Consider the following 14,400-nt stretch of genomic DNA (forward strand, 5'->3'; position numbering starts at 1 on the left):
TCCGCGTCGCCTTATCGAGCCTGTTGCAACATAAGCATCAGGCGGCGCGGAGCTCGGCACCTTGAGGGACCAGACCGGTCTCCACAAAGCGCCAAAGCGCGATTAACAATTTTCGGGCGAGGGCAACGATACCCACCTTTGCCGCGCGAGCGCCGTTACCTTTGAACCGGCTGCGATACCAAACGGTTAGTTCGCTACTTGGCTGATATTTCAACCAACACCATGCAAGTTCCACCATCTGCACACGTGTGCTTCGGTTACCGGCTTTGCTTATGCCCTGATCACGCGACACGTCGCCGCTGGCGAAGGGTGCCGGAGCTAACCCAAGGAAGGCCGCGACGTGTCGCCGGCTTTCGAACTTTCGGCAAAAAACTTCTGCGACCAACATTGCCGCGCTGTTCGGGCCAATGCCTTTCAGTTGCTCGAGGCGAACCGCTTTGTCGCGGCATGGAAAGGTGGACTCCTCATGGAGCACGACTTCAGCGCGGTCCCGCTCGATGTCCTTGATCTGATCGTTGAGCAACGCGAGCCGCCCGAAGCAGCGCTCTATTTGTCGGCGAAGGTTTGGTGGCAAAGGCCGCCCGTCGCCGGTGCGCATGTCGTCGAGTTGGCTCGACCAGTCACCGCCCTTGATGGCTTTAACAGATCGTATGCCCTGCAGTGCAAGTAGCCCCCTGATCCGAGAGACAATCCGGGTGCGCTCATGCACGAGATCGCCGCGCTCCCGCATTACTCTGCGCGCGTCCTCCTCCTCGGGGGAGGGCACGTCCACGACACGGCACACGCTTTTGTCGCCAGCAAGATAGGCTTTGAGGATCCCGATCATTGCTTCGGCATCGATCCGGTCGGTTTTTGCGCGCCTGCCTCGCCGCGACACGAGGAAGCTGGCGGGATCCAGCACATAGGTATCGATGTCGTTCGACCGCAGTAGCCTTGCTAGCCAGAAGCCATCATATCCAATCTCGAAGCACAGGCGAATGGTGGCAGGTTCACTGATACGATCAGCGGCCTTGCACTCAAGATTGCGAAGGTGACTGATCAGTGCCGCGCTGCTCCCGGCAGGAATTGTCCGCAGCGAAGGCTTTGCCGCTCCTGGCGAGAGCGAGGCAACAAGCCAGTTGCGCTTGCTGAGCTCAACGCTGACAATGACAGAAGTCTTGGGGCAGTAATCTGACGACGAGTTCTCCATGTAGCGTTCTCCGTGAGGTTTGACGGAACAACGGCATAGCCGATCCGGCCTGCATAGGATCTATTACGACACCGAACTGGCGTTCGGGTCAGAGGATCCGGCCAATCCAGCGATGACACGGCGCGTCGTCACGCTGATGCGGCCTGCGGACTACTGATCATTGTGAGGGACAGGCATATCGCTGCGTCACCCGGCAGCCGCCCAAAACCTGATGGGGAGGTAAAAAGCGCATGAGCAGACACAAAGTACCGCTTCGTGACGGGGTTGCGGCGGCAAGTGCCTATGTTGGCTGGGACCGCCCCTTGCAGACATACTTTGCGCAGGTTCTGAGCGCGCCTGACGAGGACGGGGAGGAGACCGAACTCGTGTGGGTCGGCACTGCCTTCGGCGAGCTGCCCCGCGCGGTTGACGCAATCCGCGTACTCGAACCCTACTGCCAGATCGAGGCAAGTCTTGCCGCACAGCTAGAGATCGACAGGATGGCATGCCTCGCCACGCGCGACGGACCCAATCAGCTCGAAGCCAAGGCTTTCATGGCGCGTGTCAGCCAGATCAAGGACACCGAGCCGGAAGCTTAGGTCGGCACGGACCGCGCATGGCTCGAAGCAGGGCCGGTTCATCTCCAAACCACACATCGAGGCTCCTCAGCCCTCTGGGCTGGACAGGATGACGCGCGCCTGCGGTGGCTGGCGCACGGGCCGGGCCACGGGCCCGGAGGAGAGGGGGGATGGGAGAAGGTGTTCCGGACAAGGGGTTCGGACAGCATCAGGAGAATGTGACATGAACATCGGCACCCTCAAGGCCAACGCAGAAGGCGTTCACATCGGCCGCATCACCACCCTGACCTTCAGCGCAACGGTTGCTCTGCGGGCCTTCGAATCCAGCAATGAGCGCGCACCCAAGTTCGACCTTATGGCGCTCTCGGCGGACCGCCGCAGCTGGGTCAAGATCGGCGCGCTGTGGGAATACTCGTCGAACGAGACCGGTGAATGCTTCCTGTCGGGCCAGATCGACGATCCCAGCCTCTCGGCGCCGATCCCGGTCGCCATGTTCCAGCAGAACGACGGCAGCTTCAATGTCGCCTGGCGGCGTTCGAAGCCCAAGGCGTCGCTCGACGGCTTCGGCAGCGAGAGCGAAGGCGCCCTGCCGCCGCTCACCGCCACCGGCGACGAACCGGCCAGCGACCGCAGCGTTGACAGCGCCGCTGCCACCGGCGACGGTCTGGGCGAAAGCACCGCTCCGGCACCCAAGGGCAAGACGCGCGTGAGCGTCGACGCCTGACCGGGACAAGCCCCCCGTGACCGGTGCCGCGACCCGCGCCGGTCACATCGGGAAGGCCCGTCCGCGCATTTGTCGCGGGCGGGCCTTTTCTTTTGCCCGCTGCTGTCGGGCTTGGCAGAACTGCTGAAGGAACTCGGCCCACAAGAGGGAAGGGGGAGGTGCCGTTCGAGCAAAGGAGGCTTGAATGGCACAGACAAACTGGACTCTCGATCTTGGCGGGGCTCCGTGGAACGAAGACTGCGCGCAGATCGGCCACACCCTAAACTTCGACCTCGTGAATACTGCCGAAGCCATGCTCTACAGGGCTGCGCTGATCGCGGTAGCTGGCTTCCCGCCTGCCGGCATCACCTTGCGGATCAAGGCCAACGCCCATGACTTCGGAACCTACCGGACGGTCGAGGCGCGCATCGACGACGACCAGGACGATGGCAGCCATGCCAGCTATCTCGAGACCCTCGAGATCGGCATCGCCTTCTGGCATCAGGCCGGGTTCGCACCGCCTGAATTTAGCAAGCTGACGGCCAGCGATCAGCTTGTGAGTTTCGTCGTGGATGCCGTCGCAAGCGCGCTGCGGATCACACGGCCGAGCACCACCGGGGCATTCTTTCCAGAATCCTCCGGGCCGATCCATCGCAACCTCACCGCAGCCTTTCCGGAAGCGGCACAGCGCGCCTTTTCCGAAGGGGCCGTGCCATGCTGACCGACAGCGAGCGCTTCGCCTTCAGCGCCTGGCGAATCCATGCCTTCGCCTCGACGGGCAATGCCTACGACGCCGTGCAGACCGACGAGACTATTGCTGCTGGGGATACGCTGCTCATCCTCGATGAGAGGGTTGTCGGTGTCGCGATGACCTGGCCGTTTGCTATCACCGCAGAGCCGGGCAAGCTTCACGCGGTCTGTGAGCCATGCGCTGGTGAAACCCTTGGGCACATTGAAACGGCGCTAGATGTTCCAGACGGGTCAATCGCGCGAGCCTGCCGCCTCGCACGGACACTGGGCTTTGCGATTGATGCGGGCCTCGTCCCCTTGTTGCCTGAGCTGCTGGCGGCAGAGGTGGACGGCTAGCGCGGCAAGCGTCGCCACAGAAATCTTGCTATTTTGGCAATAATTGCTATTTTGGTGCCAAGAGGAGATACCACCATGCCAGCGACGGCGAATGAGCACCCCAGGATTCCCCTGACCCGGTTTCACAACAACACCGGCGAGTTCCTTGATCTCGCAACCAAACAGCCGGTCGTCCTCACCAGCCATGGGCGCGAGCGACATGTCATCGCAGATAGCGAATATTTCCGCCATCTTGAACAGGCAGCACGCGGTGTGATCGCCGGCCACATGAATATCGAAGCTGTCGCTTCGTCCGACATGACCGAAGCCGATCGCAAGGCTTTCGCTAATGCACGGCCTTCGGCCAGTGAACTCGCCAATGACCGCTGGGAAGACTGACCGCCCCGCCGCAGGCCATATCCTCCGATACGTCTATCTCTTCGAGGAAGAGCAGAGACGGGGCCGCGACGAAGGCGTCAAGGAACGCTTTGTCGTCGTCGTTGGTGTGGAAGGGTCACGCTACCTGGTCGCGGCGATCACGACCAAGGGCGAGGGGCGCAAGAACGCTGTCGCAATCCCCGATGAGATCGCACGCGCAGCCGGGCTCGCTCCGGGCAGCGCCATTGTCGTTTCGGAATTCAACCGGTTCACCTGGCCCGGGTTCGACATCAGACCCCTGATGAAGCAGCCCGGGTACATTGCCGGACGACTCCCACCGCGGTTCACGGCAAAGACCATCGATGCCATCGCAGCCTGGGGCGCCGCTGCCGTCGATCGCGATTGATTGCCGCAACGCAGAGACAGGCAGCCCCCTTGGAGCCATGTCTGACCCCGCATCAAGGCCAGTATGGCGGCAACTTCGGGGATCGGCACCCCAGGTAGCCAAAATCGGGTCTTCCGGACGACAGCCACAAAGAGTCTATTCGCTCCCTAAAATCGGTGAGGACGGGCGATCGATCCTGCGATCATCACCGTCGACAGCAAGCTCCTGCGAGCCGAGACGCGGCGAGGTCGATGTCCAGGCGTGCGATAAGCTCCTGTGCCAACAGCACGTCCGCCGCCCAGTGCCCCTGCCTCTCTGGTCGAGCTTAGGGCCAACCTGCAGAAATGCGAGCCGTGTTGCCCGGCAAGCCGGGCTGCCCGCACCATCTCGCTTTCTGAGGTTTCCCGCGCGCCGCAGCGCGCGGTGTCCCAGCTCTCTCGCCGAGGCTCGATAAGGGCACCGGCGGACGAGCCGTCGGCACCAAGGAGGCTCATGCAATGAACATCGTCAACCTCGTCGGCCGTCTCGCCAAGGATCCCGTTGCCCGCGACCGCAGCGACACCCGCATCACCGAACTGATCCTCGTGACCGAGCGTCCGGTCATCCGCGACGGCAAGGTCCAGAAGGATCCGGGAACCGGCTACCCGGTCAAGGATGCAGAATTCCACAAGGTCACCGTCTTCAATGGCCTCGGGCTCCCGCTGCGCCAGCACAAGGCCAAGGGTGACCAACTCGCCGTGACGGGCCGCATCCACTACTCGCGCTGGCAGGACGCCGAAGGCAATGACCGCTATGGCTGCGAGATCATCGCCGAGAACGTCGAGTTTCTCTGACCGGGAGGGGCGGCGCGCAGGCGTCGCCCGAGCCCTTTCAGGGGGGCGACAGCTGGACACCGGTGGCGTCCAGCTTGGTTCCCCGGTGACCGCAGCTGCAGCGCAAGTGCCGCGCGACGATCTCCAGCTTCATCGGGATGGATTTGGCAAAGCATCGGTCTCGCAGTTTGGCCGCCGGAACGATCACAACGCGGCGGCATGCGAGACATTCAACCTGTGCGTTGAGGCCATGGCGAACCAGATCGGCCACCGTATCGAGACGCTTGCTGCCCATAGCCACGGCAGAACATCATAAGAACATTAGTTGTCAAGCGTGCTGCGGGGTTGCGCAATCGGCCTGATCAGAAAGACCCGCAAACCGAATAACAAGACACTTTGCGCCGAAGCAAAAAAGCGCAATAATCCCGCACATTGCAGCTGAGGAGTATGACATCATGGCACTCTTTAGGGTAAATCTCGACGAACAGCTCGAGGAGCATCTGGATAACGCAGCCCAGTACCAGCGGCACGATCGATCCGAAATCGTCCGACAAGCGCTGACCGAGTATTTCAGTTCAGCTCAGAACCACGTCCACGACGACGAAGCCATCTGGGACGAATGGCGCGACTTCTCCCGAACCGTGCTCGACGCACAACAAAAGGCGATCATAGCCGCCATCCGAACCCTTCCCGATGAGGCATGGGCCTCGCGGAGCGAAACGCTCGATCGCCTAACCAAGGCCATCGAAGACGTCGAATGGGACCAGGGCATTGAGCCGATCTATGAAATCTTGAGAGAAAAGGTGATCGAAAAATCGCTCGCCTTCGCCACTAACCCCGAGATCGAACCCACCAACCGAAGCTACCCGTTCGCGCCCATCATCCGCTTCGACATTGGCTTTGCAACCGATGACCTCTACTCGGTCCGGCTGCCGCTGATCCAGGCATTCTTCCAATACTACTGGGAAGCAGGCGAAGCGGCTTTCGATGAAATACCAGCCATCTGGGAAGCTGCCAAAGCGCGCATAGATGCTGGCGAAAGGCGCCCCTCAAATGAGGAAGCTGCAGCGGCGCGACGGACCTCTGGCTAGGAAATGGTGCTCTGGCAAGCGGAGTGGTTGATGTATCATCTTCCGTACGCGCGCCTTGCATGAGGCTACCGTCATGCAAGCGGCCTTGCTTCAAACTTGGTTGCCCCCTCGCAGGATAAACAGTGGGTGGCGTCTCCCGACCTCTGGCCGGGATCGCGCTCTATTCCGCCCCGTGCGCTGCGGCCCCGTCTTCACGAAGGCTTCGCGCACCCAAGGCTTCACCGAGCCCCTGAAAGGTCTCGGTCCTTCAGGTGACGATCGCTGACGCATTTGGCCGCTGGCCACGCTTGCGCGCTGCCGCCTGATGAGCGGCGCTCTCAAGCGGCTCGGGCTGCGCCGGGGCATTGCGTTTCTGATGGCCCGCCGGCTCTCGGTTCCGCCGCTCGCGGCCGAGTTGCCGCGCGCGATTTCACGTTTCAAACTTCTTCGTTTATCAGACCTTTGAAAGGAGATGAGATATGGCCAACGTCAGTGGGTCGGAGCGCAAACGGCGCAAGAAAACGCGCGAAGAGAATTCCGTTTGCGCACGCTGCAGCATAACGCTTAGCGACGGATGTGCGGACACTCATCATGATTTTGAGCGTGGCGATAAGCGATACACGGATGAAGCTCATCGACATGCTGTGTGCAAGCCGTGCCATCGAGGCATTCATCAAGTCTTTCCGCAACAAGCCGTCCCTCTTTCCGAGGTGTTGGCCAAGGAGGCATCAGGTGAGATCAAGATTGCCAGAATCTGCTGTGCGAACTGTGCATAGACACCGCCGCCGCAGCCATCTCGGCTATTGTCGTTTCCGCGGCAAACTGCACGAAGCTGCCGGTCTGCTTCAAGTACGGCTCCTGCTCGTCACTTAATGTGGCCCGCCACTGGTATGGACCCTATCGGTCCTCCTGATCCAGACGGACCGCCTTTTCGATGAAGCCCTGTGGCTCTCTCACGAAATGCGCTGCGTCTGATTGCAGAACCGTCCTGACGACAGCTTCCCTGCTTGGCTGAATGATCGCACCCTCCGGCGTTGCAAAGACGCAGTCGAGTTGCCGCGCGACGTCGCAGACCCCGCCGACCAAAGGCAAAGAGAGATCTGCCGCGTCGAAGCGGACCTGGATTTCTTCGATGAATTCGTCATCGAAGCTCACCTGAATGTCGTCCGCAGGTTCGTCACCCCACACCCGGAGACCGGTGTACGATCGCGGCTTCTCGGGCAGCAGCATGTCGAGTTTTGCGAACAGCGCATCCGCCTTTGCGATGGGCAGTGCCAGAACAACTTCCTCGAGCTGCCCGCGGCTCATCCGTGCTGCGTGGACCCCTGCGATACGCGCCGCAGAGGCAGGGATGAGGTTGATGACGAACTGCCAGACGGCCATGGCCCGAACATAGCGTCAATGCGGGCTCCGACAATGGGCTCGTTCGCTAAGTGCCGCCCATGCGGGCAGGGCAGCGCCCCTTACCCGCGAACGCGCCTTTCCTTGCCAGGAAGGCGTTCGCGCTCGGAGCTTTCCGACCGTAATGCGTGCTGCTGCGAGCAGGCGGGTCATTCGGTATCCTCCGTCCGGTCAAGGATCGGCTCAGGCTGTCGCTGCGCTTGCCTTCACCGCCCGCGTGGCGGTGATGCCCGCTTTGCGGCATCATCCCTGACAGTCCGTCGTCTTGCGACCAGCCCCGCCAAACGGTCTCTCAAGATGGGGGGAGTTCCCGCTGTAACCCCTTCGCAGGGCCGAAGGGGCGGCCCGGTGTGGCGCTGAAGCGCCTGACCGGCCCTGCCTTCGTCTCACCTGCTCGAGGGCGGGAACGTCTCTTCCACACACACAGGAACACCTGCCGAAACCTATCGGCGGCCGACCCTTAGTCAAGGATCGCGGTCCCCCCAATTTTCAGCGGGGAGGCTGTGTCGCTGCGCGCCAGCCACCACGCGGAAAATCGGTTCCCCCACGCCCGCCAGGGCGGCGGCGAGACGAGCTCGCCGTCCCTGACACGGTTCGTCCGGCCCGATGGGTTTTTGGCTGTTCCCAATGTGGGGACGATTTCGAAACTCGGAGGCTTTTATGACTGTTTTCAATTCGTTCGCCGATCTGGCTCAGGCACGGATCAATCTCGCCGATGCACGTGAAGGGATCACGGAATCCTATGACGGAGCGTTTCTCGAACACAGCGATCTGGCCAAGCTCAACATCATCGAGGCCCCAATCGCCGCAGAGATGCCGGATCCCGACATGGCGCGCCGCGCCGTGGAGATGGCAATCGGAACGATCTTCGATGTCCTCAAGGACACGCGCATGGAAGAATTCGCGCAGCAGCTCGCCTGGGGCATGGTCAACTCCTTCCACATGACCGCACGCCTCGCAGAAGGTCGCGAGGACGATGCCGCAAAGAAGTTGGGCGAAATGGCACGCCACTTCGACCCTTCGGAAATCTACGCTGTCGAGCTCGAGGAAACACAGCAGCTCTGCCAGACACTGCAAGGGTGCCGCGAAGCGCTCGAGGCGATGCGTGACCATGCAGCGGACGTCTACCGCGTCGAAACCGGTCGCCCCTTCACGGCCGCACGGGGATCGCAAGTCAGCAAGAACGGGGTGACCGCAAGCCAGGTGCAGGCACGCGATTTCCTCGCAGCACGCGCCAAGGATCGCAGGGCGCAATTCCAGCCCGATGGCCCGCTGGTGATCGTGTCAGGTGGACAGAAGGATTGGCACGATTTCGCGATGATCTGGGCAATCCTCGACGACATCAAGTCCCGGATCCCCAACATGGTCCTGGGCACGACCGGCATGCGCAAGGGCGTCGACGCCATGGCGGGTGCATGGGCGCAGCAGAACGGGGTCAACACGATCCTGTTCGTTCCCGACCAGCGCCACGGCAACCGCGCTCCGTTCCTGCGCAACGAGAGCATCGTTAAGCTGAACCCTGTTGAAGCGATCATCGGTGAAGGGTCGGGCATCCAGTCCAACCTTGCACAGCGCCTCCGTCAGGCAGGCGTGCCGCTGCACATCCGCCGGATCAGTGATCAGGCGCAGGTTCGGTCGCGCAACTTTGCGTGAGCGCTCTTCGGAAGGCTCCGGCTTATCCCGGGGCCTTCCGCTCTTCTTTTGCGCAAGGGGCGGGCTCTGGGGGCATCGAACCCCCTTCGCCCGCTGACGCGAGCATCGCGATCCCCTGAGTTTATCAGGCGCGCTTGTGCCTTGGCTCGGCGCGCCTTGCCCATGCTCGATGCTTTGCATCTTGCGGGCATCGCTGCCGCACTAACTGCCACACCCGGACAATGGGTCGACCAGCCATCCTTGGGGTGAACCAGAACCACCTGGCGGCATTCTGCCACCAGCTCAGGTAGTGAGAAAGAAGAGGGGGATGGAGGAGACGAGCAGCGACAGGAGGCAAAGATGCTCGTCACATTCCGCGTCAAGGATATCGAGACAAGGCTCAATTCGAAACCGGCTCAGATATGCCCGCCAGAGCTCGCAGCACTGATGCGCAGACTGCACACCGCGAACAGTACAATCGATGCAGATCCAGGCGAATTCCTGGCCGCGCCCCTGAACTTCGAGATCAATGCCAACGCGCTTGCCATCGCCGCGTTCGCATCATGCTTCGACCATCGTGCGGAGATGATCGGACTCGTCGAGGAAGCGCAGTTTCTTGGACGAATGCTGCGGATCGAGCACCAGCAATGCGATGCGCCGATCACGATGCGCGTGAGTGAACACATCGCTCTGGTAGGTGACATCACGATGAGCAGCGACCTTGCGTCCAAGGTGCTCATCTCTCTTGGCCGCCATGCAAATGAATCTGGCCAATTGTCCCTGCAGAAGCTCGCGACAGCGCTCGAAGATCACCGGACTTACGCGGCTTTCGTCAAGGCAGGAATCACTCCGCTCTTCGAAAGCCTCGCGTTCATCGCCGCCACCGATTGTGGAGAGCAACATCCGCTGCTCGAATGGAGCTAATGACAATCCAGCCACCAGTTCACGAGCAGCCGGGAATCGGCTCAACTCGACGCCATGTTTAACGCTCGATCTGCAACCAGCCTCCTGCAGGATCGAGGTGGAAAAGGGTGCCCGGCACGTTGCCGCGGTGCCCTTTTTTCATGCCGCCTGGGTCACGCCGATCCCGAACAGCCACGTTCCAGGGCATAGCTTTCGCGACGTCGCTGGGAACGCATACCTCCTGCCGCAGGCACGTCCACCACCATCGCCATGAGCACCCCGCCAGCATACTGGTCAACCACTAATTTCCCGACCGAGAAGCCGTGCTACGCCGGCTTCCGCACCATCGAAAAATTAGCGGTCAAGCCTCCGCTTCGCTCCGGTGACCAGCACACTGACGAGGCGCTGTTTCATGGCATGGCGGACGAGCCGCCAAGCGCCAGGAGGCAAGGTCATGTGCTACAGAACGGAAAGCTACGAAGACGACGTTTCGGTGCTTCGTCAGATCAACACCAACATCATCGCCCTTGATGAAAAAACGCTGGAAGCTGAGCGGCGCTCCTACCACACATTCTTCGACGTCCACGTCGTTGAGACCCCGGACGGGTACATCCTCATCGAGGAGGGAGACTATGGCGAGCTGCCGATGCACCTGATCGACCAGATCGTCTACACCGCTACCGGCAAGATGGCCGATGAATTCTGACGAGGCAGGGCGGTGGTCATCGCTGCCCAACTCGACAAAAACCAGACCTCACCCGCCAAGCTTCTCGAGGGCAGAAATCGCCACCTTTGGCTTCACCTTGACGGCCAGTTGCAGAAGGGCAATCGCAGTATCCTGACCGACCTTCTTGATCAGCCGATTTAGCTCTCGTTCTGCTTCCTCGCGCTCAAGCTCTGCAAGCTTCTGCCTGCGCTCTTCCAGGTCCTTTTCCGCTGCTGCCAGCGCGGACCGTTCGCGTTCAAGTTTCGACACCATTGCGCATTCCTCCAAGCCTTGAAAGACCATGCGAAGATGCACCAATCGCAGGGTCTGTTCGAGGCATTTTTTTGCTTGATGCTCTCGCGCCACTTCATCGCGGAAGATGGCCTGCTTGAGCCATCGCCATGGCCAAACCCAGAGCCATTGTCGTCCCACAGCGCCCGCTGTAGGCGGACATAGCGCCTGCGGTGCGTTCGCGAGTCAGGCTCGCTCGCGCAATCCCGCTGGAGAACCACCTGCGCGAGTGATCCCCCTACAACAATGGACCTGGCACAGGGCACAAGTTCCTGATTTTTTGCACACCGTACACCGCTGCGCGGTAGGGTGATGCAGCGATATTCTGCATACGTCACAATTGGTTAGCCGAAGTCTTGCTCACAATTCGGGCGGTGCAGTCGGCTGCAGGATGTTCAAGGCTTCAATAAAGCATCGAAAAACCAATGCCATAGCGCTGCACCGGGCTGCATCGCCGACGCTCTTGGCAAGTGCGATGCAGCGCTATATACTGAAACCTGCGATAGACGAACCACGCCTGAAAAGGTGTGGTAGTGGAAAAGAAACAGTTCCAGAGCGTCGGTGTAACGCTCAGCCCAAGGATGATCGACGTCGTCGATCAACTTGCGGCAAGCCGCGGTGTATCGCGGTCAGAAGCCATCCGCATTGCCCTTGAAGTCGGTATTCCGCTCCTGAAGGCGGGACTGTCGCTCAATGCCGAGCGGGCTGTTACAATCCTCGAGCATACCCAGCTTGCGCTCTCGCTCATCGTCCAGGAGCAATATCCGGCTGATGCCGAACACCTGATCGCTCAGGCGCTCTCCAACGTGCGAGAGCATCATGGCTGAAGACATCAGGTTCAGCAAAAAAGCTGCCACTCTCACCCACGCTTCCGCGCGCGGAAAAGTGAAGCGGAACGCAGGCAATTTCACGCGCGGATCGCAGCTGTTCCACCATGAAATCCTGATGACCTGGGCGGGCATCAGAATGCCCCTCTACGTCTGGGTCGGAACCGCCATTCTTCTGCTGTGTGCCCTCGTCAGTTTGACCTTCAAGAACCACGAGGTGCAGCTCGTGCTTATGAAGCTCTACGCCGAGGCTTGGGGCTGGGTTCAGCTCAATCCGAACAAGCCTGTAAACCTGACGCTTCCGTCGGGTCAGATGGTGCAAGGCACCATGTCTATGGTGCCCTATCATCCTGCCGTGGAAAGGGCGTGGGACAAGGCTGTGCAGGTCAGCATTTCCGCAGGTCTCGGTGCAGCCTTTATCTGCGTCCCATTGACCGTCTGGTTCGTCGACTTTTCGAAACGGCGCGGCACCGACATTCTGACCGAGCGCCATGAGCGGGGGGCCGTGCTTGTGACACACAGCGAACTGGCCCAAGCCATCACCAGCCATAACTGGAAAGCGCATATCAGCGAGTGCCGCAAGCGCACGCCACCAGTGGACCCCGACAAGATCCTCGCAGAGCCCTTGAAGGACCGTGTTCGGGCGGGTCTGCATGCGCCTTACCGCCTGGCAGGTGTGCCGGTTCCTTGGCGTCTTGAGCAAAGCCATGCGATGTTCATCGGTACTACCGGTGCTGGCAAGACGACCGAGCTGAAGAAGATCGTCACGCAGGCGCGTGAACGCGGGCATCGCTGCGTCATTTTCGATCTGACCGGCACCTTCGTCGAAAGCTTCTATGATGCCGAAACGGACATCATCCTCAACCCGATGGATCGCCGCTGCGTGCCATGGTCGATCTTCAACGACTGCGACAATTACGCCGAATTCATGAGCGCTGCGACAGCGCTGGTTCCCAGCGGCCATAGCGCGGAAGATGACTTCTGGCAGAAGTCGGCACGCACCCTGTTCGTCGAGATGTGCGTCAAAATGATCAAGATGGGCGTGCGCTCAAATGGCGCGCTTTCCTACTTCCTGATGCAGTCGGATCTGAAGACGATCCATGCTCAACTTGAAGGCACGATCGCAGGTCCGATGATGTCACCCGCCGCTGCCAAAATGGCAGAGTCGATCCGGACCACCTTCATCGCCAATGCGAATGTTTTCCGCTTCCTGCCCGAACCTCCTCCGGGCGAAACCGGCTTCTCAATCAAGAACTGGATGACCACCGAGGTCAAGGAAGGGTCGATCCTTTTCATCACTTCCACGCACCCGGACCTGGTCCTCAATCGCCCGCTTTTGACGCTGTGGATGGACCTGGCCGTCAATGCGCTGTTCCACATGGGACGGACCCGAGATCTGCGCACCTGGTTTCTCATCGACGAAGTCCATGCGCTGCATCGTCTCCCGGCGATCGATCATGGCCTTCAGACCGCGCGCGCGTTTGGCGGCGCCTTCGTGCTTGGCATGCATTCCTTCGACAAGCTTGAAGAAACCTATGGCGAGAACGGGGCTACCAATCTGGCCTCGCTGGCGGGCACCAAACTGATCCTCAAGACGGCCGATCCCGAGACATCACGGCGATGCTCCGAGTTCATCGGCAACCGTCAGGTCCGGATCATGGATGAAGCCTATTCCTACGGCTATAATGACAACCGCGACGCCTCGACGATCACGCCCCGTACCAACGTCGAAGAACTCGTCATGCCGGTCGACATCAGCGACCTGCCCAGCATGCACGGGTTCGTGAAATTCCCGGACGGCTTCCCCGCTGCCCGGATCAGGCTGACGTGGAAAGATTACGAACCCCGCGCAAAAGGCTTCGAGCGTGTCACCGACATGCGCGCCGCCGAATACGCACCACCGTCCGGGGATGGCGCGGAAATGGGGGGTGGGGATAGGGAAGGCGCACAACCTGACATCGCGCCCAAGGAGCCGAAAGATCGCGAAGAGGTAGCGCTGTGTGAGGCTGAGCGGGCAGCGCAGCAGCTGAGGGAGGCGATCGAAGGGCCATTGAACACTGAGCGCGAGCTGACCGGGGAGGAGGTAACACGCAAGATCGAGGATGAAGAGGAGCGGGCAGACTTCGAGCGCAGGCCAGCGCAAGGGGAGCTCTACGGCTATCACCGCCCGGGCAAAAAAGACCAGCGCGAGCGGCAGAACCTGGCCATGCGCGACAGCGAAGAGCGCAGCGCGCAGGCGAAGATCGAAGGGCCAAAGGGGCGAGCGCAGAACAGCAGGGCAGACGCGCAGGAGAGCGAGCTCTCCAAAGAAAACATGCGCGGGATCGGCAACGAAAAGCAGAGCCGTCAGGATCCTTCGATCGACGATGATCAGGAGCTTGGCCGATGAGCGCGGCAGGACAGACCTGCCATGTGTGCCCCCTATCTTGCGCGCAATGTGCCGGGCCGATGCTCCGGCGCGAACAGGCAAGGGTAGCCTGA

19 protein-coding genes are annotated in these 14,400 nt (G+C 60.9%); 14 read left to right on the forward strand and 5 right to left on the reverse strand.

Going from position 1 to position 14,400, the window contains the following annotated elements; genetic code table 11:
* Positions 1-37: 37 nt before the first annotated feature.
* On the reverse strand, positions 38-1,189 hold the full coding sequence (locus ATE64_RS10805) for an IS110 family transposase (protein WP_058456869.1): 1,152 nt from the start codon (positions 1,187-1,189) through the stop codon (positions 38-40).
* Positions 1,190-1,208: 19 nt separating this feature from the next.
* Here ATE64_RS10805 and ATE64_RS21625 point away from each other — a divergent pair, with 19 nt between their 5' ends.
* The 8 genes from ATE64_RS21625 to ATE64_RS10840 all read left to right on the forward strand — a co-directional run bounded on the left by ATE64_RS21625 (position 1,209) and on the right by ATE64_RS10840 (position 5,110).
* A complete protein-coding gene (locus ATE64_RS21625; protein ID WP_155645944.1) occupies positions 1,209-1,346 on the forward strand; it encodes a DUF3768 domain-containing protein in 138 nt (45 codons plus the stop codon).
* Positions 1,347-1,419: 73 nt separating this feature from the next.
* Positions 1,420-1,767, forward strand: a complete 348-nt coding sequence (locus ATE64_RS10810) for a hypothetical protein (RefSeq protein WP_058456870.1) — start codon at positions 1,420-1,422, stop codon at positions 1,765-1,767.
* Between the two features lie 202 nt (positions 1,768-1,969).
* On the forward strand, positions 1,970-2,470 hold the full coding sequence (locus ATE64_RS10815; protein WP_058456871.1) for a DUF736 domain-containing protein: 501 nt from the start codon (positions 1,970-1,972) through the stop codon (positions 2,468-2,470).
* 184 nt (positions 2,471-2,654) lie between these two features.
* Positions 2,655-3,170 (forward strand): hypothetical protein, encoded by a 516-nt coding sequence (locus tag ATE64_RS10820; RefSeq protein ID WP_058456872.1) that lies wholly within the window; start codon positions 2,655-2,657, stop codon positions 3,168-3,170.
* On the forward strand, positions 3,164-3,535 hold the full coding sequence (locus ATE64_RS10825) for a hypothetical protein (RefSeq protein WP_058456873.1): 372 nt from the start codon (positions 3,164-3,166) through the stop codon (positions 3,533-3,535). Before ATE64_RS10820 ends, ATE64_RS10825 begins: the two co-directional genes overlap by 7 nt.
* A 75-nt stretch (positions 3,536-3,610) precedes the next feature.
* Positions 3,611-3,913: a hypothetical protein gene (locus ATE64_RS10830; protein WP_058456874.1), complete on the forward strand. Its 303-nt coding sequence runs from the start codon at positions 3,611-3,613 to the stop codon at positions 3,911-3,913.
* Complete coding sequence (locus ATE64_RS10835; protein ID WP_058456875.1) at positions 3,894-4,298, forward strand: hypothetical protein; 405 nt, start codon at positions 3,894-3,896, stop codon at positions 4,296-4,298. Before ATE64_RS10830 ends, ATE64_RS10835 begins: the two co-directional genes overlap by 20 nt.
* A gap of 476 nt (positions 4,299-4,774) precedes the next feature.
* Positions 4,775-5,110 (forward strand): single-stranded DNA-binding protein, encoded by a 336-nt coding sequence (locus tag ATE64_RS10840; RefSeq protein WP_058456876.1) that lies wholly within the window; start codon positions 4,775-4,777, stop codon positions 5,108-5,110.
* A 37-nt stretch (positions 5,111-5,147) separates the two neighbouring features.
* On the opposite strand, the gene ATE64_RS10845 is transcribed toward ATE64_RS10840, so the two are convergent.
* Positions 5,148-5,384, reverse strand: a complete 237-nt coding sequence (locus ATE64_RS10845; RefSeq protein WP_058456877.1) for a hypothetical protein — start codon at positions 5,382-5,384, stop codon at positions 5,148-5,150.
* 160 nt (positions 5,385-5,544) lie between these two features.
* On the opposite strand from ATE64_RS10845, the gene ATE64_RS10850 reads away from it, so the two are divergent.
* Entirely contained in the window at positions 5,545-6,180 is a 636-nt protein-coding gene (locus ATE64_RS10850) for a hypothetical protein (protein ID WP_058456878.1), read from the forward strand.
* A 416-nt stretch (positions 6,181-6,596) separates the two neighbouring features.
* Here ATE64_RS10850 and ATE64_RS22005 read toward each other — a convergent pair whose 3' ends face one another.
* Together ATE64_RS22005 and ATE64_RS10855 are read right to left on the reverse strand one after the other, a co-directional pair.
* Positions 6,597-6,851, reverse strand: a complete 255-nt coding sequence (locus ATE64_RS22005) for a hypothetical protein (protein WP_156418177.1) — start codon at positions 6,849-6,851, stop codon at positions 6,597-6,599.
* A 205-nt stretch (positions 6,852-7,056) separates the two neighbouring features.
* On the reverse strand, positions 7,057-7,542 hold the full coding sequence (locus ATE64_RS10855) for a hypothetical protein (protein ID WP_058456879.1): 486 nt from the start codon (positions 7,540-7,542) through the stop codon (positions 7,057-7,059).
* Between the two features lie 678 nt (positions 7,543-8,220).
* Between ATE64_RS10855 and ATE64_RS10860 the strand changes: the two genes are divergently transcribed.
* From ATE64_RS10860 to ATE64_RS10870, 3 genes are all read left to right on the forward strand, one after another.
* Positions 8,221-9,213 (forward strand): DUF2493 domain-containing protein, encoded by a 993-nt coding sequence (locus ATE64_RS10860; protein ID WP_058456880.1) that lies wholly within the window; start codon positions 8,221-8,223, stop codon positions 9,211-9,213.
* Positions 9,214-9,552: 339 nt separating this feature from the next.
* Positions 9,553-10,116, forward strand: coding sequence for a hypothetical protein (locus tag ATE64_RS10865; protein ID WP_058456881.1), 564 nt, complete (start codon positions 9,553-9,555; stop codon positions 10,114-10,116).
* 433 nt (positions 10,117-10,549) lie between these two features.
* Complete coding sequence (locus ATE64_RS10870) at positions 10,550-10,801, forward strand: hypothetical protein (protein WP_230960867.1); 252 nt, start codon at positions 10,550-10,552, stop codon at positions 10,799-10,801.
* Between the two features lie 48 nt (positions 10,802-10,849).
* Here ATE64_RS10870 and ATE64_RS22010 read toward each other — a convergent pair whose 3' ends face one another.
* Positions 10,850-11,233 (reverse strand): hypothetical protein, encoded by a 384-nt coding sequence (locus ATE64_RS22010; protein WP_156416644.1) that lies wholly within the window; start codon positions 11,231-11,233, stop codon positions 10,850-10,852.
* Positions 11,234-11,625: 392 nt separating this feature from the next.
* On the opposite strand from ATE64_RS22010, the gene ATE64_RS10880 reads away from it, so the two are divergent.
* Together ATE64_RS10880 and ATE64_RS10885 are read left to right on the forward strand one after the other, a co-directional pair.
* Positions 11,626-11,919, forward strand: coding sequence for a ribbon-helix-helix domain-containing protein (locus ATE64_RS10880; RefSeq protein ID WP_058818294.1), 294 nt, complete (start codon positions 11,626-11,628; stop codon positions 11,917-11,919).
* A complete protein-coding gene (locus tag ATE64_RS10885; RefSeq protein WP_058456884.1) occupies positions 11,912-14,308 on the forward strand; it encodes a type IV secretion system DNA-binding domain-containing protein in 2,397 nt (798 codons plus the stop codon). The genes ATE64_RS10880 and ATE64_RS10885 overlap by 8 nt, the downstream gene beginning before the upstream one ends.
* The last annotated feature ends 92 nt before the right edge of the window (positions 14,309-14,400 follow it).

Source organism: Sphingopyxis sp. H073 (genome assembly GCF_001468395.1).
Taxonomy (GTDB): Bacteria; Pseudomonadota; Alphaproteobacteria; order Sphingomonadales; family Sphingomonadaceae; genus Sphingopyxis.